Consider the following 21,274-nt stretch of genomic DNA (forward strand, 5'->3'; position numbering starts at 1 on the left):
TGTTCACCGGGTGCCGGGCTCCGGTGCGCCCGCCGGGTTTGCGGCGGGCGGACCTGAGGCCTTGCGCGGAGATCAGGACGGAATCAGGCCGCGATCAGGCCGCGATCAGGCCGCGATCAGGCCGCGATCAGGCCGCGATCAGGCCAGGATCACGTTGGATCGCCCTCGTAGTCGGGCCGGATGGCGAGCTTGTCCGCTTTCCACATCTCGTGGACGCGCTTCTTGCATTCCTCCTCGGATTCCACTTCGTCCGCGAGACGGAGGCCGATCTCGTTGTTCTTCTCGTCCGCGCGGTTGTCCGCATCGGACCCGGGACGGCCACGCTCGTGCGCATCGCCCATCTCCACCGCGAAGGCTTCGCCCAGCCTCTTCTTGAGGAGACACTGCCAGTAGACGTGCCGGATGGAATTCTGCTGCTCCGGGTTGGTCATGTGTCCGGTTTCCGCGTACACATCGGCGTGTGTCCCGAGCCACTTGAAGGTATTTTTGGGGTACTTGAGAATCACCAAGTACTCTGGGCCGGAAATGTTCTTACCGATCAGCCAGACGTACTTCGCCAGGGCGGAGGCGCCTTCTTTCTCCAGGTCCTTCTCCACCTTCGACAGAACGCGCGAGATCGCTGCCGCGTTTTGTGACGTGGCCGCCTTGTTGTTGGCTATCACCTTGACTGTGGAGTACCCGACTCCGGTCACGGTCACGATCAACGCGAGGGGAAGGGCCAGCGAAGGAGCCATGACCGCGATCGCGGCTGCGCCCAAGAACGCAGTGACGCTGAGCGCGCTGATATCCCGAGTGACTAGGCCCTGCGTTGCGTCGAGTTTCCTGCGGGTTTCCAGCATGGTGTCGTAGGCGTCCGCGCTCGGCGCGGTGTTGCATTCGCACCGGAACTTGGCATCGCGGGACACGCTCATGGACATGGTCCAGTCGCCGGCCTTCGGATCCTTGATGATCAGGTACCGGATCGAGTCACCGGACATCACGACGAGTTGGTTGTCGTCGTCGACGCCCTTGTCATAGGTGTTCTCGTCGGGGTCCTTGACGGTCATGACGACGCCCTCGGGGAAATCGACCGAGTCGTCGTCCTTGGTGATCACCGAGTACAGGAAGGGCGCGCCCTCGCCGACGGTCATCGTGTTCGTCAGGTTGAACCGTTCCACGTTGTCCAGGCCGTCCAGGGACGGAAGGGTGTCGACCTGGCAGTACATGCAGTCGTTGTCGCCCTTGACCTGCGCGGTGAACGCCGGGATGGGGCTCGGCTCGTTGCTGACGTCGAAAATGCCCCAGAGCCCGCCGACTCCCTTGTCCTCGATTTCCGTCGGCTCGTCGAAGTACTGGCCCGCGATGAGTGCCGGCGTCTGCTTCGCGGCCGCTTTCCAGTCGTCGCTGAGGGAGAGGCCCCAGAGGCGCGAGGCGTACCGCGTGTGCCCGTCGGGCGCCCCGTCCTTCTCCTCCATGTGGCCCCAGAACCAGTCCGGTACGTCGTCGTTGTCGCGGACGTCGAACTCGCCCCAGAGCCCGAGGGCACCCTTGTCCACGATGCGTGTCGGCCGGTTGAAGTACTGCCTCTTGATCACGGCCGGGCAGTTCTGGGCGACGCTCTTCCAGTCCGCGTCGTCGGGGATGTTCCACAGCCGCGCCGAGAACTGCCGCATGCCGTTGTCTTGGGTGCCGTCGTCCTGGAACTGCAGCGGCCCGCTCGCGTGCCCCAGAAATCCGGTGGAGTCCCACAGATAGGAACTGGCCACCGGGACCGGCGGATCCGTGATGGGCGAGGTTTCGGGGACCGGGTTGCCGGAGGCGAGGTAGAGGGCCTTGATGATGCTCTTGCCGTCTTCCCAGACGTCATTGGAGAGTTCCCAGATGATGACGCCCTTGGCACCGACGTCCTTGAGGAACTTCAGCTTGGTGACGGCGGTGTCCGGGGTCTCGAAATAGATGTTGTGGGCGTACGGGTACTCCCCCGGAGGCAGGGGCTCTTTGAGCTTGGGGCGGGGTGTGCTGCCGTCCACTTTGATGTTCGCGTCCGCGGCCCCAAGGGCGTCCGGGAACTCGTCCAGGATTTCCTTGTAGCGCAGCACCTTGTACCCCGGAGGCACTTCACCGGTCAGATCGTCCGGCTCCTTTGCCGCGGCGAATTCGTAGCCGTAGACGGGCACTCCGGCCGCGATCTTGCCGCGGTCCACGCCCTGGCCCTTGCCCTGCCAGTTCATGAAGAGCGGATTCGTCCAGTACCAGAGGCAGTCCTCGACCGACAGGATCGGATTGTTCTCCAGGGCGTCGTCGCCCTGGGCGGACGGGCCGGTGCCTGCCCTGGCTCCCGGCCAGGCGCCCTGCTGTTCGCGGAGGTACGACTCCAGATAGACGTCCGCCTCACGAATCTTGGCCGTGTCCTTCCCGCGAATCTTGTTCAGCGCGGAATGCGGGCCGACCGGGGACTTGTCCCACGACCCGGTGAGGTCGTAGGTCATCACGCCGATCCAGTCGAGGTGTTCGGCCATGTCGGGGTCGTAATTGTTCCCGTACCAGGAAGTGCCGAAGACGGCCGCCGACACGATTTTGCCGGGCATGGCCTCCTTCAGCTCTTTGGCGAACAGGGTCAGCCCCCGGCCCGCGGGATGCGGTCCGTCGGCCTTCATCCGGCCGCCCTGGTCCTGCTGGCCGGGCCGGCCCCACCAGCACTCCAGGTCGAGGTCGACGCCGTCCAGACCGTTCTGGGTGACGAAGTTGACGACGTTGCGCACGGTCTGGTCGAGTTTCGGGGAAGCCGGGTTGTTCCCGATCTCCGTCATCAGGTCCAGGAACGCGAAGTCGTTCGCGCCGCCCAGCGCGATCATGGTCTTGGTCCCGTACAGGTTCGCGGCCATGAGTACGTCCGGGAGAATGGTGCTGATCTCCCTGACCGACGCGGGGTCGAACGCGCCGGAATCCTTCTCGCTGAACGTCAAGAACGCGATGATGCCGTGCGTGATGTAGCGATACATCTCGCCCTTGCCGTAGTCGAATCCCTCCTTCTTCCGCCAGGTAGGGATGTAGGCGATGACGTTGGCCCGCTCGGTCGACTTGTGCGGGGTCTGGTCGTAGAGCTCGTCGAAGAATCGCCAGCCGTTCTTGTTGGGGTCCCCCACCCCCGGCTCCGAGGCCCAGAAAGCGGCACGGAAAATGTTGCCCTTGTATTTGGCGACGGCTCCTGTCTGGTAACCGCTGGGCTTTTCCTCCCAGTTGGGGACGTCAGGGTAATCCGACGAAAAACTCACTGAAGGTCACTCCCCGTGTTGTGGATCACTGCGCCCCACTCAATCATGGGCCACCTTGTCGACCACAGACCGGAACAAGCCCTTCTGATCATGCCGAAACGGGCCGAAATAAATGGCGTGAAATCGATGAAACGCACGTCGCAAAGGCTTGCACATTGCAGTGGCCAAGCGCCCGAAGAGCGACCCCCCGCACGGTGCGCGAAGCGCGCGGGGCATCACCTACGTTACGGTTACAGTAAGTTCACGAAATTCTCGATGCCCTCAAAGATGCCCGCGTCGATCTCCTACTGCCCCTTGGGCAGTTCGGGCCATTCGGCGACGTATCCAGGCTTCGATTCCTCGAAATCTCGGCACATTCGCGCCGTCAGACACGTTGCCACGCCCTCACGTCGCCACGCCCTCACGTCGCCACGTCGCCACGTCGCGACCAACCGGCCTCCAGTGAAGGCCTCAGCCGGGCGCGCTCCGTCCTGCGCCGCCAAGTTGGACCCCTCCCCCCGGTCCGGCGACCAAGATCGATTGTCAGTGGTGGGTGAGAGGATCGAAGCATCGAGTCGGCAAGACAAGAGGGGGACCTGTCATGTCCGGAAGCCAGAACTACATCAATCACGTTGCTCTCGTGCTGGATGCCAGTTCGTCCATGTCGCACCTGAGCCGCAAGGTCGTCGAGGTCGCCGACCAGCAGATTGCCTATCTGGCCCGCCGATCGCAGGAGTTGGACCAGGAGACCCGCGTCACGGTGTACGTCTTCGCGGACAGGGTGGAGTGCGTCATCTACGACAAGGACGTGCTGCGGATGCCGTCCCTCAAGCAGATGTACCGGGTCGGTGGAATGACGGCGCTGCTGGCGGCCACGCTCAAGTCGCAGCGTGAGCTCGCGCAGACGGCTCAACTGTACGGAGACCACAGCTTCCTGACCTTCGTGCTCACCGACGGGCAGGAGAACGCAAGTCACCGCTGCGCGGATGCCCGGAGCAGGGATCCGCGTGAACTGGTCGAGTCCGTAGCCAAGATGATCGAGACACAGGAGGACAACTGGACGCTGGCCGTCCTTGTGCCGGATCAGATGGGCAAGCGCGAGGCCATGCAGTGCGGGTTCCCGAAGGACAACATCGCCATCTGGGACGCCACCAGCACACGGGGCCTGGAGGAGGCCGGGCAGGTCATCCAGCAGGCCACCGAGAAGTTCATGGTGGGCCGCGCTCAGGGCATCCGCGGATCGCGGGCGGTGTTCTCCACAGGTGCGGAGGCCGTCAACAAGGACACCATCAAGGCGGCCGGCCTCACCCCGGTGAATCCGTCGGAGTACCAGCTGATCCCGGTGGCCCGTGCCGCGGCGATCCGGGACTGGGTCATCGAATGCGGGCACACCTACCGTACGGGTGGCGCGTTCTACCAGCTGAGCAAGTCGGAGAAGATCCAGGCGCAGAAGCAGATCGCGGTACTGGAGAAGAAGACGGACCGGGTCTACACGGGGCCCGAGGCCCGAGCCCTGCTCGGCCTCCCGGACACAGAAACTCGCGTCAAGCCGGACCACAACGACGACTTCACGATCTTCGTGCAGAGCACCAGCGTAAACCGGAAGCTCGTGCCGAACACGCGGCTACTGCTGATGCTCTGACGCCTCGGGACCACGTCGGCGGCTGCGCGCCAGGCTGCGCGAAGACATCGGCGTCCTGGGTGGCCGACTCCCGCCGCATGTCGCGGAGTTGGCCCGGACGGTGGCCGCCACCTGGGAAGTACCCTCAGTCGGCAAACACGTGACGTCGGCGCCCCGGCGTCCCGGCCTCCTGACAGCATCGATCAGCGCCACTCCATACACGGGCCCCGGGGACGTCATGGCTGATCCCCGGGGCCCGTGTGCGTTACGCCAAGTCAGCCACCCGCGGCGCCCGCCACCTGCACCTGCACCTTCCGCGGTGACTCAGGCTGCTTCATTTGTGGGCCGTCTCAACTCCGCTGCCCACCTCCGGTGCCTGGAAGCCGCCGATCTTCTGCTCCAGCAGTTCGGCCAGTCGCAGTGGGGTGCGGTCCTCGTACATCGGGCCGATGAGCTGCACCCCCACCGGCAGGCCTTCGGGGGACCTGCCCGCCGGTATGGCGGTGGCGGGTAGGCCGGGCATGGTGGCCAGACCGGCCCAGACGAGCTGGTCGAAGTACGGGTACTCGACGCCGTCGATGTCGATACGGCGTTCCCTCGGATCGGGGTTGTGGTCGTGCGGGAACGCCGGGGTGGGCGTGATGGGGCACACCACGGCGTCGTACTCCGCGAAGAACTGCCGCCATTGGTGGCGGTGGAGCTCGCGACGACTGTTCGCCTCGATCCAGTCGTGGTGGCTGAACACCATGCCACGCAGCCGTGCCGCATCGAGACTCCGGTCGTCCGGGCTCAGTCCGGCGGCGAGCGCACGCAGCTGCTCCAACGCCTCGATGGGAAAACGCGCAACGGAACTCGAAAACAGCAACTCCGTGTAGAGCAAGGCGGCTTCGGTCAGATCGGGCAGCAGCGGGCTGAGCCGCTCGACGCTGGCGCCGCCGTCGACCAGCGCGCCGGCCACCCGGTCCACGCCCGCCCGCACGGCAGACCCGCTCGGAATGAAGGGATGCGTGTCGAGGACCAGGACCCTGAAGTCGGAGAGCCGCTCGTGGCGCGCGGGCGGCAGCGTCAACTCGTGCGCCACACCGAGCGTCAGCGGGTCCGGTCCGGCCATGACATCGAGCAGGAGCATGAGGTCGCGGGCAGAGCGCGCCATCGGACCGACGACGGCGAGGTCAGCGTCGGTCGGCAACGCCGGAGCGGGCGGCGGGACCATTCCGCGGTTCGCCGCCAGCCCGAGTGTCGGCTTGTGCGCGTAGACACCGCAGAAATGTGCGGGGGTGCGCAACGAACCGGCGAGGTCGGAGCCGATGGACAGCGCGCCGAATCCGGACGCCAGGGCCGCCGCCGATCCGCCGGAGGATCCACCCGCCGTGCGACCGTGATCCCATGGGTTGTTGGTGGTGCCGTAGATCTCGTTGAAGCTCTGGATGTCTTGCAGTCCCAAGGGAACATTGGTCTTGCCGAGCACCACCGCGCCCGCGGCCTTGAGCCGTGACACCTGCACCGCGTCCTCGGCCGGGATGTAGTTCCGGTGCAGCGGCATGCCCCACGTCGTGGGCAGCCCGGCGATGTTGTAGCACTCCTTGACCGTCACCGGAATGCCGAGCAGCGGCCGGTCCTCACCACGGGCGCGCGCCCGGTCGGCATCGCGCGCGGCGGCCCGGGCACGGTCGAAGTCCGGCACACAGATCGCGTTGATCGCCTTGTCGTCCCGCTCGATACGGGCGATCGCTTCGTCGGTCAGTTCCATCGAGGTCACTTCACCGGCACGCAAGGCAGCGGCGAGTTCTTCGGCTGTCGGCACATTCCACTTCATAAATCGGACCGTATCGACCTTCGAAAGAGGACATAAAATGCCGCTTCGCACAACGAGGTAGATGCCCTAATTCTCGCCATGTCCTCTCCGGCCACAGTCAATTCGCCCGACGGCTCCTGCTGACTCGATGTCACAGCCCGGCCCCCGGACCCGCACCCCCGGCCGCGGTCGGAGGCGCAGGTGTTTCGGGGCGGGCCGAATGTCCTTCTCCGCAGTGGTGGGCGGCTGGCAGCGTCGTCGCCAGAACGTGAGCCGTACAACCACAGTTCGGAGGAACCATGCTCAGCACGTCACGCTCGATCAAGACCGCGCTCATCGGTGTGGGCAGCGCCGCGCTGCTCGCCACCGGGAGCCTGGCCACTGCCTCGGCCGAGCCCGCGCAGCAGACGACCGCCTCTGGCGCGACTGCCGCGGCTGCGGCAAAGAAGCGGATGAGTTCCGCCGAGTCGGAGAGCTGGGGCTACGGGAGGGTCAAGTGGACCTTCACCAAGGGGCACCCCGGTACGTTCTCCAACATCGACTCCTACGCGAAGGACAAGAGCTGCGACGGCAAGGAGGTCTACGTCCAGCTCCACGCGAGGACCACCGACGGCACGACGTACAAGGTCAACCTCGCCCAGGACGACTGGTGCACCAACGGCGGTGACTCGTACAACAACAGGACGTGGAAGATCGGAAAGAACGTCAGGTGGGCCCGGGCCGTCGTGTGCAAGAACGAAGTGGGCCCCCACAACACCTGCAAGGCGGGCAACAAGCAGTACTACCCCTTCTGATCCCCGCCCGGGGAACATGAAGAGGCCCGGACACGGGGCGGGCAGCACGGCCACAGCCGACGGCCTGGCTGCCGGCCCCGTCACCGGTCGGATCATGGATGCCCCGGCCCGTGAGCCACCTGCACGCCAACAGGAGCTCATGACCGGTGCGCCGACGGTGACCGAGCGCCGCTCTTCGGCAACGGTGTCCGGCGCGCCGAGATTCTGACCGACCAGTCAACGGCTCCGTCCACGCCGAGCCACAGCGCGGCGGCGGCTCCGGCTGCCTCCCCGACGCGCAGGTCACCGTCCCGCGTCGGCTGGTCGTACGCCATGCGCTCCGCTCCTGGCCGCAAGGCACCCTGACGCGCCCCGAGGGGGTGTGTTTCGACCCCGCTGCACCCCATGTGGACAATAGGGGCCATGAACGAGAACGTTTTCTTCCAGGTTTCGGCCAACGGCCAGGACCTCGGCCGCATCGTCTTCCGGCTCTTCGACGATGTCGTGCCCAAGACCGCACGCAACTTCCGAGAGCTGGCGACGGGTCAGCACGGGTTCGGGTACAAGGGTGCCCCCTTCCACCGGGTCATCCCGGAGTTCATGCTGCAGGGCGGTGACTTCACCAACGGCAACGGCACCGGCGGCAAGAGCATCTACGGGGAGACGTTCGCGGACGAGAACTTCCAGCTGAAGCACGACCGGCCCTACCTGCTGAGCATGGCCAACGCGGGTCCGGGTACCAACGGCTCGCAGTTCTTCGTCACGACCGTGGTCACGCCGTGGCTGGACGGCAAGCACGTCGTCTTCGGGGAGGTCGTCGAGGGCGCGGACGTCGTCAAGACGATCGAGACCCTCGGTAGCCGTTCGGGCACGACCAGCAAGAAGATCGTCATCGAGGACTGCGGCCTCGCCGGCTGACCACCCCGTCGCTCTGGCGGCCCCCGTATGTGTGGGGGGCCGCCCTAGCGCGGCCCCCCATGGGAGGGGTCGAGGATGGCACATGCGCGGAGGCAGCGGGCTGTGGGGCGTCGCCTGTGTCGTTTCGGTGCTGCTCATGTCCGCCGCGTCATGTTCGAAAGGCGATGCCCGCCGTCCTGCCACCGCTGCTGGGATGCCGCTCCGCCGAGGAAGACGTCTTCGATGACAATCCCGGCGTCGGCTCGGGCCATCGTCGCGGCGCCCTGTATCCAGGCCGATTGCAGCGGCATGAAGCCCGACCCTGGCATGGCGGCACGGTACGGCCTGTTCCGCGCGGCGCACATTGAATATCGGCGCGCTAGGAAGCGTCCAGGGCCTCTGCCGCGGTCCGTAGGAAGCGCTGCCGTTGAGGCGCCACGTCGATTGCCTCGTCCCAGGAACCCCGGTAGAGGATGTCCTCCGCGATTCTGATCAGACCTCGCTGCAGTTCAGGGTCGTCCGTCTGGCGGAAACGGGAATGTGCGGCGTCCCACTCGGACCGTACGTCGTCCGGGATGGCCATGGCCGTGAGGTTGCCCAGGACTTCTTCGGCGACCGTGGTGACGCTTTCGGGGCCGACGACGCGGATGCGGAAGGCAGCCGTATGGAGGCGCCCGCCCGATTCCTGTACGAGTCGGAAGTTGTCGTAGGTCGGGGGCCGTTCGAAGTGGAACCGGCCCCTGGCCAAGGTGTATTCGTGCCACGCGGTCAGGAACTGTTCGTAGGCGAGGGCGCGTTGGTCGCGGATCCATTGTCCGCGCTCGGTGTGTGCCTGCCGGGTTGCCTGGTCGAGTACGGAGGTCGCGTGCTTCTCCGCCCCTATTCGCGTTCCGATGATCGCGGCCAATCCGCCCACCGACGCTCCCAGCAGGCTGACCACGCCGGCCGCAAGTGCTGCCCACCCCTCGTCCATAGGCCATTTCTGCCCCGACGGCCGCCCCTCTCCTCCCCCGCCGATGCATCAGGACCTCACCCACCGCCGCCATGACGCCCCTCCGTCACTCCGTACTCCGTCACTCCGTCACAGACGCCCCGCGCACCTTCTACCGGCGGCTGCGCACCAGCAGATGGAGGAAGTACAGCGTTCCGATCACGGCCGTCATCAGGCCCGCGCCGAGCTGGGCGGGCGCGATCACGGTGCGGCCCAGCAGGTCCGCGGTGCAGACGAGTGCGGCGCCGAGCAGTACGGCGACCGGGAGCACTCGGACGTGTCGGCGGCCCACGAGTGCGCGGGCCGCGTGCGGGGCGACGAGTCCCACGAAGCCGATCGTGCCTGCGGCGGCGACGGCGGTGGCGCTGAGCAGGACGCTCAGGAGGAGGAAGCCGAGGCGGCTGCGGGCCGGGGCAAGGCCCAGCAGCCTGGGGGTGTCCTCGTCGAGTGATACGAGGTCGAGTTCTGTGCGCCGCAGGGCTGCGGCCGTAACGCCGACGGCGAGGACGGCCGCGAGCGGTGCGGTGTCGGGCAGGGACCGGCCGTAGGTGGAGCCGGACAGCCAGGTGAGGGCTTTCGCCGCGTTGAACGGGTCGGTGAGCACGATCAGCAGGCTGACCAGGGCGGTGGTGCCGGTGGCGACGCCGATCCCGACCAGGACGAGGCGGCTGTGCTGGAAACCGCCCCGCGCGGCGAGTCCGAAGACGATGACGGAGCTCGTCGCGGCGCCCGCGAAGGCCGCGCCCGCCACGCCCCACGATCCGGCCGACGGCACGGTCGTCACCAGGAGCACCGCGCCGAGCGCGGCCCCGCCGGAGACGCCCAGGACGCCGGGTTCGGCGAGCGGGTTGCGGGTCACGGCCTGGACGAGGGTGCCGGCCAGGGCGAGGGCGGCACCGGCGAGGAGTGCGGCGAGGACCCGGGGCACCCGGGTGTCGAGGACGAACGTGACGGTGCGGCCGGCCCGGCCCTGCGCCCAGTTGGCGACGTCGCCCAGCAGCAGCTTGCTGTCGCCGAGCAGCACGGCGGCGATGGTCACGCCGATGAGCAGCGCCGCCAGGACGATCGTGGTCGTCACGAAGACGGCCCGGCTTCTGATGTGCAGGCGGTCGGGGGCGGCAGCGCCGGCCGTGTCCTTCAGCCTGGTGGCCATCGCGATCAGGAACACGGCTCCTACGAGGCTGGTGACGACGCCCGTCGGTACGGCGACCGCCAGGTCCGCCGGTACGAGTGCACGCAGCAGGACGTCGGAGCCGAGGACCAGGGCCGCGCCGGTCAGGGCCGTGGCCGCGAGGGCCGCCCGGGTCCGGGTGAAGCCGCGGAACCTGCGGGCGAGGGCTCGGACGAGGGCGGGGGCGCACAGGCCGACGAAGCCGATCGGACCGGCCAGCGTGACGGCGGCCGCGGACAACAGCGTCGCGAGGACGACCGCCGTGATCCGGGTGGCGCGCACCGGGACGCCGATGCCGCGGGCGGCGTCGTCGCCGAGGGCCAGGGCGTCGACCCGGCGGGCGAGGAGCAGCAGTCCGAGGAGGCCGGCGACGCCCAGCGGCGCGAGCTGGGCCACGCCGTCGAAGCCGTTCTGGGCGATGCTGCCCTGGTTCCACCGGAACAGGCCCTGGGTCTCCTGCGGGAAGAGCAGGAGCAGGGCCTCCGTCACGGCGGTGAGGCCGAGGGCGAGGGCGCTGCCGGCGAGCACGAGGCGGACGGTGCCCGTGCCCGCGCCGGACAGGCCGGACAGGCCGAGGACCACGGCCGCCGCCGCGAGGCCCCCGGCGAAGGCGACGCCGGAGGAGGCGAGCAACGGCAGCGACGCACTGGTGACGGCGACCAGGGCGAGGGCCAGGTAGGAGCCCGCGTTCACGGCCAGGGTGTCGGGTGCGGCGAGCACGTTGCGGCTGACCGCCTGCAGGGCCGTACCGGCCATGCCGAGTACGGCGCCGACGAGGAGGGCTGCGGTCATTCTCGGCAACCGGGAGGCGATGACGACGGAGGCGTCGGCCGGGTCGGCCCGGCCGGTGAGCGCCTTGACGACCTCGCCCGCGCCGACGGAGGCGGTGCCCTGTGTGATGTCGACGACCGCGAGGGCGGCGACCAGCAGGAGGAGAGCGACCGTCACCGCGGCCGCGCCGGTCCGGGACGGGGTCGCCGGCTCGGTGGGGGCGGGAGGCGTGGCGGTTGCTGTGGCGGCCATGGCGTTGCTTCGTGAGCTCCTTGACGAGTTACTTTGTCGGCTCCGCGACGAATTACTTCGTCAGCTCCTTGACGAGGGCGTCGATGTAAGCCCCCATCGACTGCTGGCCGCCGAACATCCAGATGCCGTCGGGCAGCCGGTGCACGTTGCCCTTCTTCACGAACGGCAGCGACGTCCACACCTTGTCCTTGGCCAGGGCGTCGGTGAACGGGGTGCTGCTCGTGTCGCCGTCGTTGCCGATGTAGGCGAACCGGGCGCCGTCGCCGAGCTGGGTCAGGCCCTCGACGTCGGTGGTGCCGAGCCCGTAGTCCTTGTCGCCCTTGAGTGTCCAGGCGTTCTTCAGGCCGAGTTCCTCGTTGACGGCGCCGATGAGGGAGCCGCTGGTGTACGGGCGGATGGAGATCTGGTGGGAGATGTCGTAGCCGTCGGCGAAGGCGAGCGGGGCGCCGCCGAGGCCGGCGTCCTTCAGGGCCTTCCTGCCCTCGGTGACATTCGCGTCGAACTCGTCCTTGAGCTGCCCGGCGCGCTGTGTGGTGCCGGTGGCGCGGGCGATGAGGTCGAGGTTCTTGGTCATCTGCCCGATCGGATCGGCGGCGTTGGCCGAGCGCACCTCCAGGACGGGGGCGACCTTGCGCAGCTGCTTCACGGCGGCCGGGGGCAGATCGGTGCTGGCGACGATGAGGTCGGGTGACAGGGCGGCGATGGTGTCCATGCTGGGCTCGCCGCGGGTGCCGATGTCCTTGGGCTCGTTCTTCAGTGGGACCGCGGTGTCCCAGGTCTTGTAGCCCTTGACGTCGGCGACGCCGACCGGGTCGACACCCAGCGATATCAGCAGCTCGACCTCGTGCCACTCGGTTCCGACGACGTTCTTGGCCGGGCCGTCGAGTTCGACCCTGTTGCCGGAGGCGTCGGTGAGGGTGATGGCCTCGCCGGCCTTCTTCTGCGCGGCGTCGTCGCTGCCGGAGGCGGTCTCGGTCGTGCCACAGGCGGTCAGGGCGAGTACCGCGGCGATGGCGGCTGCCGCGGTCGTCATCAGGCGTCTCATGAGGGGGTGCCGAGCCTTTCGCTTCGCGTGTGATGGCGGCCGATCGCGCGGGTGCGCAGCCGGCCCGTCAGGGGGTCGGTGCCGACTTCGATACGGATGCCGTAGACGGCGGTCAGCCGCTGGGCCGTCAGTACGTCCTCGGGCAGACCCTCCGCGACGATCCGCCCCTCGTGGAGCAGCACGATCCGGTCGCCGAGGGCGGCGGCCTGGTCGAGGTCGTGCAGGACCGCGCCCACGGCGATCCCGTGGTCGTCCGCCAAGTCGCGGACCAGGTCGAGGAGTTCGATCTGATAGCGCAGGTCCAGGTAGGTCGTCGGCTCGTCGAGGAGCAGCACACCGGTCTCCTGCGCGAGGCAGCCGGCCAGCCATACGCGCTGCAGCTGTCCGCCGGACAGGTGCTCCGCGCCGCGCTCGGCGAGTTCGGCTACCCCGGTCATGGCGAGCGCGCGCTCCACCGCGGCGGGGCCGTCCGGGTCGGCCCTGCCCCAGCGGCTCCGGTACGGATAGCGGCCGAACTCGACGACGTCCCGGACCGTGAGACCACTGGGCGTGGGGCGACCCTGCGTCAGCAGGGCCACGTGGCGGGAGAACTCACGAGGGCTCAGCGCCAGCGCGTCACTGCCGCCCACGACGAGCGAGGCGGTCCTGGGCCGCTGCAACCGCGCGACCGTCCGCAGCAGCGTCGACTTCCCGCTGCCGTTCGGCCCCACCAGCACGGTCACTTCGCCCGGCCGCAGCGTCAGCGACGCGTCGTGTACGACGTCAACGTCCTCGTAGGCCACGGTGACACCCGTGGCCGACAGTTCATGACCGCGAGGGCTCGCCGCCGCGGAGCTGTCTTCACCTGCCTGCACGTGACAAAGGTTAGCCTAACCTAATCTCCCATCTGTGCGTCGCCCGCCGCCCGGCCTATTCGGCGTACTTGGCACCGAGCTCGCTGGCCTGCAGAGCCGCCTTGTCGTGGAATCCGATGACGTAGCCGTCGAGGTCGCGGATGTAGAACATGCGCTGACCGGTCTCGTCCGTCGTCATCTCCTTGACGACCTCGGCGTGCTGGGAGGCGTGCTCGTAGAACGCGTTGAGATCGTCGATGGCGAAGTAGAACATGCCGGCGAACCCGAGGGGCTGGTCCTTGAGGACCGGGAGCCACTGCTTGAGGTCGGCGTTGCGGTAGATCATGCAGCAGAACTCCCCCTGGTGGAGGAGCATGTGGATGTCGTCCCCCGGGCGCGAGGTACTGGAGTCGGCGTCGAAGCCCAGCCTCTTGTAGAAGGCGAGGCTGACGGCCGTGTCGGACACACTGATGCAAGGGACGAAGGGCACGGAGGACTCCTGATCTGCCGGGGCTTACGCCCGTTGTGCCACAGCTCGCAGCAGACCGCCCGCCGTGGGGGCCATTCGGCGCTGCCGCACCCGCCGGTCCGACACGTGTGTCAGTCCTCCGCGGGCATCACACGGGTCACCTTGCCCTGGGTGTCGGCCTCCAGGTAGCCGGAGTTGTACTTTCCGCTCAGGTAGACGGCCATTCCGGCCGGGGTGTCCCAGACATCACTGGGCGGCTTCACGGTCAGGTACCGGTTTTCCGGGTCGTCGACGTTGAGCTTCTTGTCCGCCTCTTCGAAGAGCGCGGGCACCCGGTCCCACTTGTAGCCGTCGAGGCTGAGGGGCGTCTTGGTGCTGGGCAGAGTGCTGCTGATGATGCCCTTCTGTACGCCCTGTCCTGGGCGGTAGGTGTAGGAGTCGTACTTGGTGTCGCTGCCGTTCACCATCAGCCAGGCCGACGCGTATTCCGGGTAGACGGTGAAGTCGCCGAACCTGTCGCGGCCGGTCTCCTTCTCGAACGCCTTGATGACGGTGCGGATGGCGTCCGGGGTGAGCAGGGTGCCGGTCGTCGGTTCCCCCGTCTGCTGGGACGCCGGAGCGGCGCCGGTCACCGGGGCGGTCGGATTCTTGGACGACGAGGAGGACGTGGAGGACTTGGAGGACTTGGAGGACTTGGAGGACGGGGCTCCGCTCGCGCCCGAGTCACCCCGGTTCCCCGAGTCGCCGCCGAAGGGCAGCAGCCACCACGCCAGGACCAGGGCGCCGGCGAGCGAGGTCCCCGAGACGCTCAGCAGGGCGGTCCGTCCCGGGCCGCGTCGGCGTGCCGCCCGCTCGGGCGCGGTCACCGGCTGGGGCGGAGCCTGCCCCGGCCAAGGCGGGACCGGCATCGGTCCGAAGCCACCGGCGGTTGTCGGCGAAGGGGGTGCGGCAGGCGCGGTATGAGAAGGGGCCGGGGCGCCGGGCGTGGACGGCGGGTGCAGTGGATACGACGTGGGCTGGTCCCGCACCACCGGTCCGGCCGACCCGCGCGCAACCTCGGGCCCAGCCGCTGCCCCGACCTCGGCCTCGGCCAGCCGCATGTCCAGCATGGCGGCGGACGGCCGCGCCGACGGGTCCCGTACGAGCACGCTCATCAGGACGTCGCTCAGGGCACCGGCACGCGTCGGCGGCGGCACGTCCTCGTGCAGAACCGCGGCGAGGGTCGCCAAGGTGGTGCCCCGGCGCAGCGGGTGGTGGCCCTCCACGGCGGTGTACAGCATCATCGCCAGCGACCACAGGTCCGAGGCGGATCCGCCCTCGTGCCCCGAGATGCGCTCGGGTGCCATGAAGTCGGCCGTACCGATGATGGAGCCGGTGGCGGTGAGACTGGTCGCCTCGCGGATCGCGGCGATGCCGAAGTCGGTGAGGACGGGACGCCCGTCGGGGCGCAGCAGAACGTTGGCGGGTTTCACGTCCCGGTGCTGGATCCCGGCGTCGTGCGCGGCGGTCAGCGCGGCCAGCACGCCCCGGCCGATCCGCGCCGCCTCGGCCGGCGACATCGGCGCCCGGGCCAGCCGGTCGGCCAGCGAGCCGCCGCTGACCAGCTCCATCACGATCCACGGGTAGGTGCCTTCACCGCCGTCGACTATGTGGTGGACGGTGACGACGTTCGGATGGTCGACCCGGGCCAGCGCCCTGGCCTCGCGCAGCACCCGCTCGCGCAGCATCCGGGCGCCGTCGGGGTCGTACTCGGCGAGGTCCCGGTCGGGCGGGCGGACCTCCTTGACCGCCACCAGCCTGTGCAGCACCAGGTCCCTGGCCCGCCAGACCGTCCCCATCCCACCGCCGCCGAGGCGGGCCTCCAACTCGAAGCGCCCGTCGACGACTCGTCTGCCGGGACCTCTGTCTCCCTCACTCATGGGCGGGAGCTTAATCGGGGCCGCCGACAGCCGGCCGGGGGGAGGTGAGCTGGTCAGGCCTCCGCCCGGTGCGCACGCGGCGGAACGCACCGCTACGGACAGCGGATCGCCGCGGCTGCCCGGCCCGCGATGCGCCGTTGTGGCATCATCCGCTGTCATGCCCTCGATAACCGCGTTATCGTCAAGGACCGTCGGCCGTCTGCTCGTTGTCCTGCTCGCGCTGTTCCTGGCGCAGCCCACCGCCGGGGCCGGTGCCCTCACCGCACCCGGGGACCGGGCCCGCGACGCCGACTCCGCGACACCCGAACGGCTCCGCTACGACGTGACGCTGCGCGGCAACGCCGACGGCTCTCGCTGGACGGGCCGGGAGCGGGTGTCGTTCCGCAACTCCTCCGCTCGGCCCCTGCGTGAGGTGTATGTACGCCTGTGGGGCAACGGCGTCGACAAGTGCGGCACCCCCGGCAAGCCGTCCCCGATCGCGGTGTCCGGGGTTCGCGGTGGCACCGCGGGCCGGCTCACCGTGGACTGCACCGCGCTGCGGATCGCCCTGCCGAAGCCGCTCGCACACGGCGAGCGCACGGCCGTCGCCTTCGATGTGTCCATCACCGTGCCCGAACGCAACGACCGCTTCGGCCGCGAGGGCGCCTTCCGCTTCCTGGGCAATGCGCTGCCCGTGCTCGCCGTGCACGACGCCACGGGATGGCACCTCGACCCGTATGTGTCGACCGGGGAGAGCTTCTACGCCCTGGCGAGCGACTTCCGGGTCGCGCTCGACCACCCTTCGGCCCTCCAGGTCCCGGCGACCGGCCGCACGGCGACCCTTCCGGGCAGGCCCGGGCGCAGCCTCACGGTCAGCGTCGCGCACCGGGTGCGGGACTTCGCCTGGGCGGCGGGCCCGTTCCGCACCGCGACCGAGACCACGCCCGGGGGCGTGCGGGTGAAGTCGTACTGGGCACCCGACACCTCCGCCGCGGGTGTGCGGGTCACCCGCCAGGACGGCGTCGCCGCCGTCGACCGGTTCGGCAAGGAGTACGGCCGCTACCCGTACGGCGAGATCGACCTGGTGATGACCAGCGGCTTCGGCGGTGGGATGGAGTACCCCGGACTGGTGCTCCTCGGCACCACCGAAGAAGGCAGCGCCGTCGTCCACGAGGTCGCCCACCAGTGGTGGTACGGCATCGTCGGCAACGACGAATACCGGGCGCCCTGGCTGGACGAGAGCTTCGCCCAGTACGCCAACGCGCGCTTCTACGGCTGGGACACCCGCGACTGCTGGTCGGAGGAGGACTGGCCGAGCGACCGTACCGCGCTGACCAACTCGATGGCCTACTGGGCCGCGCACCGGGGCGAGTACCACCTGCTGTACACGGCCGGCCCCTGTGCCCTCGCGGACCTGGAGCGTACGCTCGGCGCCGCCACCATGGCCCGCCTCCTCAAGCGGTACGCCCAGGACCACTGGTACGGCGTCTCCACCACCGCCGACTTCAAGCGGGCCGCCCAGTCCGTGACGGACAACGACCTGGGCCCCTTCTGGAAGCAGCACCGGATTCGGTGACGGCGGTCGCACCGGGGTGCACCCGCCGTCCCCCGTCACCGCCTCAGGTTCGCGGCGGTCGCAGCGGCGACAACACGGTCGCGCTCCGTCCGGGTGAACCGCCCCTCCGACGGCCACCCGTCGGCAAGGGTGCGCACCGCCTGGACGAAGAGGCCGGTGGTGTCGAGCGGCCCTCGGGGGCGATCGCGTCGGCCAGGTCGCCTCGCAGGGTGAAGCGCTTGTAGAAGGAGAAGGCGCGCAGATCCGGCTCGGGGCTGCGGGCGACCAGGAGGACCGCTCCGTAGAAGAGTGACTGGACGGCGGGGTCGTCCAGGGCTCTTTCGATGCGCAGGCGGTAGGGGGCCAGGATCGTCACACGGTCGCCGCGCCGCCAGCTTCGGCTCACGGTGAAGTAGCTGCCGTCCGCCAGGGTGGCCGCGACGGCGCCCCTGGCCCGGAACATCTCGCCCTGGCCGGTGCCGCCCAGGCTGTACATGCGCGCAGGCGTCACCATGCCCCAGAAGTTGCGGGCCGCGGCGGCGTACTGCTCACCTGCAACGGCGGCGACCCGCTGAGTTCCTCGTCCTGGGTGAAGTCCCCGAACCCGGTCTTCCAGCGGTCCAACGCCAACGGCGTGTACGGGCCCGGCCACAACGGCTTCTTCAAGTCGCCGGACGGGACCGAGGACTGGATGGTCTACCACGCCAACAGTTCGGCGGGCGGCGGCTGCGACATGAACCGGAGCACCCGGGTGCAGAAGTTCACCTGGAACGCCGACGGCACACCGAACTTCGGCACGCCGGTGGCGGCGGGTGTACCGCTGCCCGCGCCGTCCGGGGAGGGGGCGGAGTAGGCAGGACTGATCGACCCGAAGGGCGGCCGACTGGTGACCCGACGACCTGTGCGGCGTACGGCCTGTGCTCTGGGCAGTCGGCCGCCGCACGGGGTGAGAGTGAAAGCGCCTCCGCGCGCCTGTGTGCCACCTGTGCACCCATGCGCGGGGCGCTCCCCACGTGCCTCCTGGTCACACTGATGAGTGACGGCTTCAACCGCGTCCAGCGGCAGGGGGTTTGGGATGGCAGCACCACACACTACTCGGCAACGCAGAGGAATCCTCCGGAGAATGGAGGTGCTGCTGGGCGTCTGCCTGATCATGAGCGCCTTCGGCTCCAGCACCACATCGATGGCGGCTGACACCAAGCCGTCGGCCCCACAATGCGACGAGGCGCCGACCGGCGTCGCCGCCCACGATCACTGGCTGAGGTTCAGGGTGCCGCCCGGGCTCATGCCGGACCCCCAGTTCGACGGGCGCCCGGCGAGGATCCAGGTGCATCGCGTCCAGCCGGTGTACGCGAACGGCAAATGCCCGGGAGTGCCCAACAGGGCCGCCGTGCTGATCCACGGCCGCAGCATCACCGCCTCGCCGTCCTTCGACCTGCGCCACACCGCCCCGGAAGGTGACTCGCTCAGCGTGCAGGACGGACTCGCGCGGGCGGGCATCGACACCTTCGCCCCGAGTCTGCTCGGCTACGGCCGCTCGACGCGCTTCGACGAGGGCCTGAACGATCCCGGCAACGCGAGCCTCAGGCCCTACCTCGCGGACGGCACCTGTCCGCACCCCGAGGGGTGCGACCGCACCCACAACCCGATCTTCACCCTCGATCAGCAGGGAACCCTGCTCCTGACCAATCCGCTCGGCGGGGAACGGCGCGCGCACTCAAGCAATCACCGCTTCGCGCGCATGGACGTCTGGGTACGCGACATCCGCCAGGTCATCGACGACGCGATCACGCGCGCGCAGCCGACGGACGGCAAGGTCACCCTGCTCGGCTATTCGCTCGGCGGGCCGCGCGTCGGGCGGACGCTGTACGCGGCCAACCCGGTCCTCCCCGGAAGTGCCGACGTCATCGCGAAGGTCAATCGTGCCGTGTTCATGTCGTCGCTCTTCGGTGGGCCGACCGAGGAGACGACGCCCCCGACGGGCTTCGTCACGTTCCCGCTGACGCTCGACCGCCGCCCGGGGGCACCGGTGCTGCCACCGAGTCGCGAGGCCCTGTGCACCGGGCGGGTCGTCCCCGGCAGCCAGGATCAGTTCTGGGAGCAGATCATGGAGGAGGACACCGAGGGGCGGAACTGGGGAGGGGACGATCCCGGTAACCCGACCGGTCTCAACCGCTCGCCGACGTTCTCCAACTACGGCTGGAACACCGCCGTCGTGGGGCAGCTGACGCCGCCCACGCTGGTCATCCACGGTCTCGACGACGCCACCGCGCCGCCGGCCAACGCGCCCGCGATCTACAACGCGCTCCCGGCGTCGATGACGAACAAGGTGCTCGTACAGCTCCAGTGCGCCAGCCACCAGATGCAGATGGAGGGCTGCTCCGGCCCGCGCTGCACACCGGAATCCGGAACGCCCTACGGCGGGCGCCCCGGCGAACCATGGGCCGGCCCCCATGCCACGGTCAAGGCGGCACTGACCGAGTGGATCAGCAGCGGGACCTTCAACGGCGCCGCGAACGGAAAGTTCACCGTCGACGAAAGCGGCGTGGCCAGCGCCAGCCCGTAGGAAGACCCCGGGCTTGCGCGCACCTCCAACGCTCAGCCAGCCAACTCGACCACCAAGCGTCGCAGTTGGCCGGCTGAGCGTTCGGCGTCCGCCGGTCCCCTTTCATGCGAGGTGTGGTCGCCCGCAGTGCCTAGCGTCGAGGTCGGCGGCGGTGGCTGAAGGCCGTCACCGCCAGGGTGATCAGGACGAGCACTCCCGCCGTCTCGACGTACAGGGTCGGGCGGACCAGCTCCGCGTCGATGGACTCGTCGAATCCGAACAGGCCCGTGGTGAGGCTCAGGAACAGGGCGCCCAGCGTGCCGGCCGTGAACAGCGCGGTGACGGCGGCGACCGGGCCCAGCGCGCGGACGGGCGTGACCAGCAGGGCCAGGGCCAGCAGGATGCCGACGATGCCGTTGAGCAGGAAGAGCGGCCCGATCGTGGACAGGTCCCGGTAGCCGTCGGCCCACAGGCGCAGATGGATCGCGGCCATCGCCGCCGTCAGCCCGGCGCCGGCCAGGCGCAGGACGAGCCGCACGGCCGCTCCGTCAGTAGCCATTGCCCGGAGAGGAGTTGTCGGTGTCGGACGGTGCCGAGGCTCCGGCCACGGTGATCTCCGTCTTCATGCCGCGGTCCTTGTGTCCGTCGACCGGGCAGTAGACCTCGTACGAGCCGGACTTCAGGGTCACCGTGAGGGTCGTGGACTGCCCCGGCTCGATCGTCTTGCTGCGGTTCTCGCCGCCGGGACCCTCGACCTCCAGGGCGTGGTCGTGCGAGCCCGTGTTCTTCATGGTGAAGGTGTACGGGCCGGGCTGGAACTTCTCCGTCGAGAGCTTGATGTGGAAGTCGGACAGCTCCGCCGTGACCTGCGTGCCGGTGCCGCCGGTGTCGCTGGTGCTGTTGTTGCTACTGCTGCTGTCGTTGCCGCCGCCTCCACAGGCGGCGAGCACGGCGGTCAGGCCGCCGGCTGCCACGCCGAGGAGCAGGCGGTGGCGCATGTGCGGGATGGTCATGAGTCGGTCCTCCGGGTAGTCCCCCCGCAAGGGGTACGACGCCGGCGGACCGAAGGATTGCGGCACCGGGGATCGCGCGGGCGGAGAATGGATGCGAGGACGTAAGGCAATCCCTTCCTGGCGGCGGAACGTATCCCTGGTATGTGGCGCAAGGGCCTCTCCCTCGGGCGGGTCCCCGACGAGGCACTGCTCACCGGTCTGACGACGGGCGATCCGGAGCTCGCCGTCGCGTTCGTGCGCCGTTTCCAGCGCACGGTCTTCGGCGTGGCCCGCGCCCTGGCCGGGGGCGCCCCCCGCCCCCCCGCGCGGGCGCGCCCGGGCCCCCGCGGTGGGGGCGCCGCGCCCCCCCCCCCACGCCGCGCCGGCCTTCACCTGCCTTTCGTGCCGTATGGCGGGTGTGCCGGGTCTACTT

19 protein-coding genes and 1 pseudogene are annotated in these 21,274 nt (G+C 69.1%); 7 read left to right on the forward strand and 13 right to left on the reverse strand.

Annotated elements, in window-relative coordinates:
- Positions 1-149 precede the first annotated feature (149 nt).
- Positions 150-3,125 carry a glycoside hydrolase family 18 protein gene (locus tag ACFWYS_RS14725; RefSeq protein ID WP_384767519.1) on the reverse strand — a complete coding sequence of 992 codons (2,976 nt, stop codon included), beginning with the start codon at positions 3,123-3,125 and terminating at the stop codon, positions 150-152.
- Positions 3,126-3,834: 709 nt separating this feature from the next.
- Here ACFWYS_RS14725 and ACFWYS_RS14730 point away from each other — a divergent pair.
- Positions 3,835-4,875, forward strand: a complete 1,041-nt coding sequence (locus tag ACFWYS_RS14730; protein ID WP_384767522.1) for a vWA domain-containing protein — start codon at positions 3,835-3,837, stop codon at positions 4,873-4,875.
- 313 nt (positions 4,876-5,188) lie between these two features.
- Here ACFWYS_RS14730 and ACFWYS_RS14735 read toward each other — a convergent pair whose 3' ends face one another.
- Entirely contained in the window at positions 5,189-6,670 is a 1,482-nt protein-coding gene (locus ACFWYS_RS14735; protein ID WP_384767525.1) for an amidase, read from the reverse strand.
- 278 nt (positions 6,671-6,948) lie between these two features.
- Here ACFWYS_RS14735 and ACFWYS_RS14740 point away from each other — a divergent pair, with 278 nt between their 5' ends.
- Positions 6,949-7,443 carry a hypothetical protein gene (locus ACFWYS_RS14740; protein ID WP_384767528.1) on the forward strand — a complete coding sequence of 165 codons (495 nt, stop codon included), beginning with the start codon at positions 6,949-6,951 and terminating at the stop codon, positions 7,441-7,443.
- Between the two features lie 137 nt (positions 7,444-7,580).
- On the opposite strand, the gene ACFWYS_RS14745 is transcribed toward ACFWYS_RS14740, so the two are convergent.
- On the reverse strand, positions 7,581-7,757 hold the full coding sequence (locus tag ACFWYS_RS14745; protein ID WP_384767530.1) for a hypothetical protein: 177 nt from the start codon (positions 7,755-7,757) through the stop codon (positions 7,581-7,583).
- 88 nt (positions 7,758-7,845) lie between these two features.
- On the opposite strand from ACFWYS_RS14745, the gene ACFWYS_RS14750 reads away from it, so the two are divergent.
- Entirely contained in the window at positions 7,846-8,340 is a 495-nt protein-coding gene (locus tag ACFWYS_RS14750) for a peptidylprolyl isomerase (protein WP_384767533.1), read from the forward strand.
- A 134-nt stretch (positions 8,341-8,474) separates the two neighbouring features.
- On the opposite strand, the gene ACFWYS_RS14755 is transcribed toward ACFWYS_RS14750, so the two are convergent.
- The 7 genes from ACFWYS_RS14755 to ACFWYS_RS14785 form a co-directional block, all read right to left on the reverse strand.
- Positions 8,475-8,630, reverse strand: coding sequence for a hypothetical protein (locus tag ACFWYS_RS14755; RefSeq protein ID WP_384767537.1), 156 nt, complete (start codon positions 8,628-8,630; stop codon positions 8,475-8,477).
- A 68-nt stretch (positions 8,631-8,698) separates the two neighbouring features.
- Entirely contained in the window at positions 8,699-9,292 is a 594-nt protein-coding gene (locus tag ACFWYS_RS14760; RefSeq protein ID WP_384767538.1) for a hypothetical protein, read from the reverse strand.
- Between the two features lie 130 nt (positions 9,293-9,422).
- The gene (locus ACFWYS_RS14765; RefSeq protein WP_384767541.1) at positions 9,423-11,504 is read right to left on the reverse strand and encodes an iron ABC transporter permease; all 2,082 of its coding nucleotides are present in this window, start codon (positions 11,502-11,504) and stop codon (positions 9,423-9,425) included.
- A gap of 52 nt (positions 11,505-11,556) precedes the next feature.
- The gene (locus tag ACFWYS_RS14770) at positions 11,557-12,549 is read right to left on the reverse strand and encodes an iron-siderophore ABC transporter substrate-binding protein (RefSeq protein WP_384767544.1); all 993 of its coding nucleotides are present in this window, start codon (positions 12,547-12,549) and stop codon (positions 11,557-11,559) included.
- Positions 12,546-13,403 (reverse strand): ABC transporter ATP-binding protein, encoded by an 858-nt coding sequence (locus tag ACFWYS_RS14775; protein ID WP_384767547.1) that lies wholly within the window; start codon positions 13,401-13,403, stop codon positions 12,546-12,548. Before ACFWYS_RS14775 ends, ACFWYS_RS14770 begins: the two co-directional genes overlap by 4 nt.
- A gap of 55 nt (positions 13,404-13,458) precedes the next feature.
- Entirely contained in the window at positions 13,459-13,872 is a 414-nt protein-coding gene (locus ACFWYS_RS14780) for a VOC family protein (protein WP_384767550.1), read from the reverse strand.
- Positions 13,873-13,982: 110 nt separating this feature from the next.
- Positions 13,983-15,770 carry a protein kinase gene (locus tag ACFWYS_RS14785; RefSeq protein ID WP_384767552.1) on the reverse strand — a complete coding sequence of 596 codons (1,788 nt, stop codon included), beginning with the start codon at positions 15,768-15,770 and terminating at the stop codon, positions 13,983-13,985.
- 157 nt (positions 15,771-15,927) lie between these two features.
- Here ACFWYS_RS14785 and ACFWYS_RS14790 point away from each other — a divergent pair, with 157 nt between their 5' ends.
- Positions 15,928-17,325 carry a M1 family metallopeptidase gene (locus tag ACFWYS_RS14790; protein ID WP_384767555.1) on the forward strand — a complete coding sequence of 466 codons (1,398 nt, stop codon included), beginning with the start codon at positions 15,928-15,930 and terminating at the stop codon, positions 17,323-17,325.
- 43 nt (positions 17,326-17,368) lie between these two features.
- Here ACFWYS_RS14790 and ACFWYS_RS14795 read toward each other — a convergent pair whose 3' ends face one another.
- A complete protein-coding gene (locus ACFWYS_RS14795; protein ID WP_384767557.1) occupies positions 17,369-17,818 on the reverse strand; it encodes a hypothetical protein in 450 nt (149 codons plus the stop codon).
- A 57-nt stretch (positions 17,819-17,875) separates the two neighbouring features.
- Between ACFWYS_RS14795 and ACFWYS_RS14800 the strand changes: the two genes are divergently transcribed.
- Positions 17,876-18,157 (forward strand): family 43 glycosylhydrolase, encoded by a 282-nt coding sequence (locus tag ACFWYS_RS14800; protein WP_384767938.1) that lies wholly within the window; start codon positions 17,876-17,878, stop codon positions 18,155-18,157.
- Positions 18,158-18,427: 270 nt separating this feature from the next.
- A complete protein-coding gene (locus ACFWYS_RS14805; protein WP_384767560.1) occupies positions 18,428-19,870 on the forward strand; it encodes an alpha/beta fold hydrolase in 1,443 nt (480 codons plus the stop codon).
- Between the two features lie 130 nt (positions 19,871-20,000).
- Here ACFWYS_RS14805 and ACFWYS_RS14810 read toward each other — a convergent pair whose 3' ends face one another.
- Positions 20,001-20,408 carry a hypothetical protein gene (locus ACFWYS_RS14810; protein WP_384767563.1) on the reverse strand — a complete coding sequence of 136 codons (408 nt, stop codon included), beginning with the start codon at positions 20,406-20,408 and terminating at the stop codon, positions 20,001-20,003.
- Positions 20,398-20,862, reverse strand: a complete 465-nt coding sequence (locus ACFWYS_RS14815; protein WP_384767566.1) for a cupredoxin domain-containing protein — start codon at positions 20,860-20,862, stop codon at positions 20,398-20,400. The genes ACFWYS_RS14810 and ACFWYS_RS14815 overlap by 11 nt, the downstream gene beginning before the upstream one ends.
- Before the next feature lie 141 nt (positions 20,863-21,003).
- On the opposite strand from ACFWYS_RS14815, the pseudogene ACFWYS_RS14820 reads away from it, so the two are divergent.
- A pseudogene (locus ACFWYS_RS14820) lies at positions 21,004-21,147 on the forward strand (RNA polymerase sigma factor); the annotation flags it as partial.
- Positions 21,148-21,274 lie beyond the last annotated feature (127 nt).

The sequence above is a fragment of the Streptomyces sp. NPDC059010 genome, from assembly GCF_042740355.1.
Classification (GTDB): Bacteria; Actinomycetota; Actinomycetes; order Streptomycetales; family Streptomycetaceae; genus Streptomyces.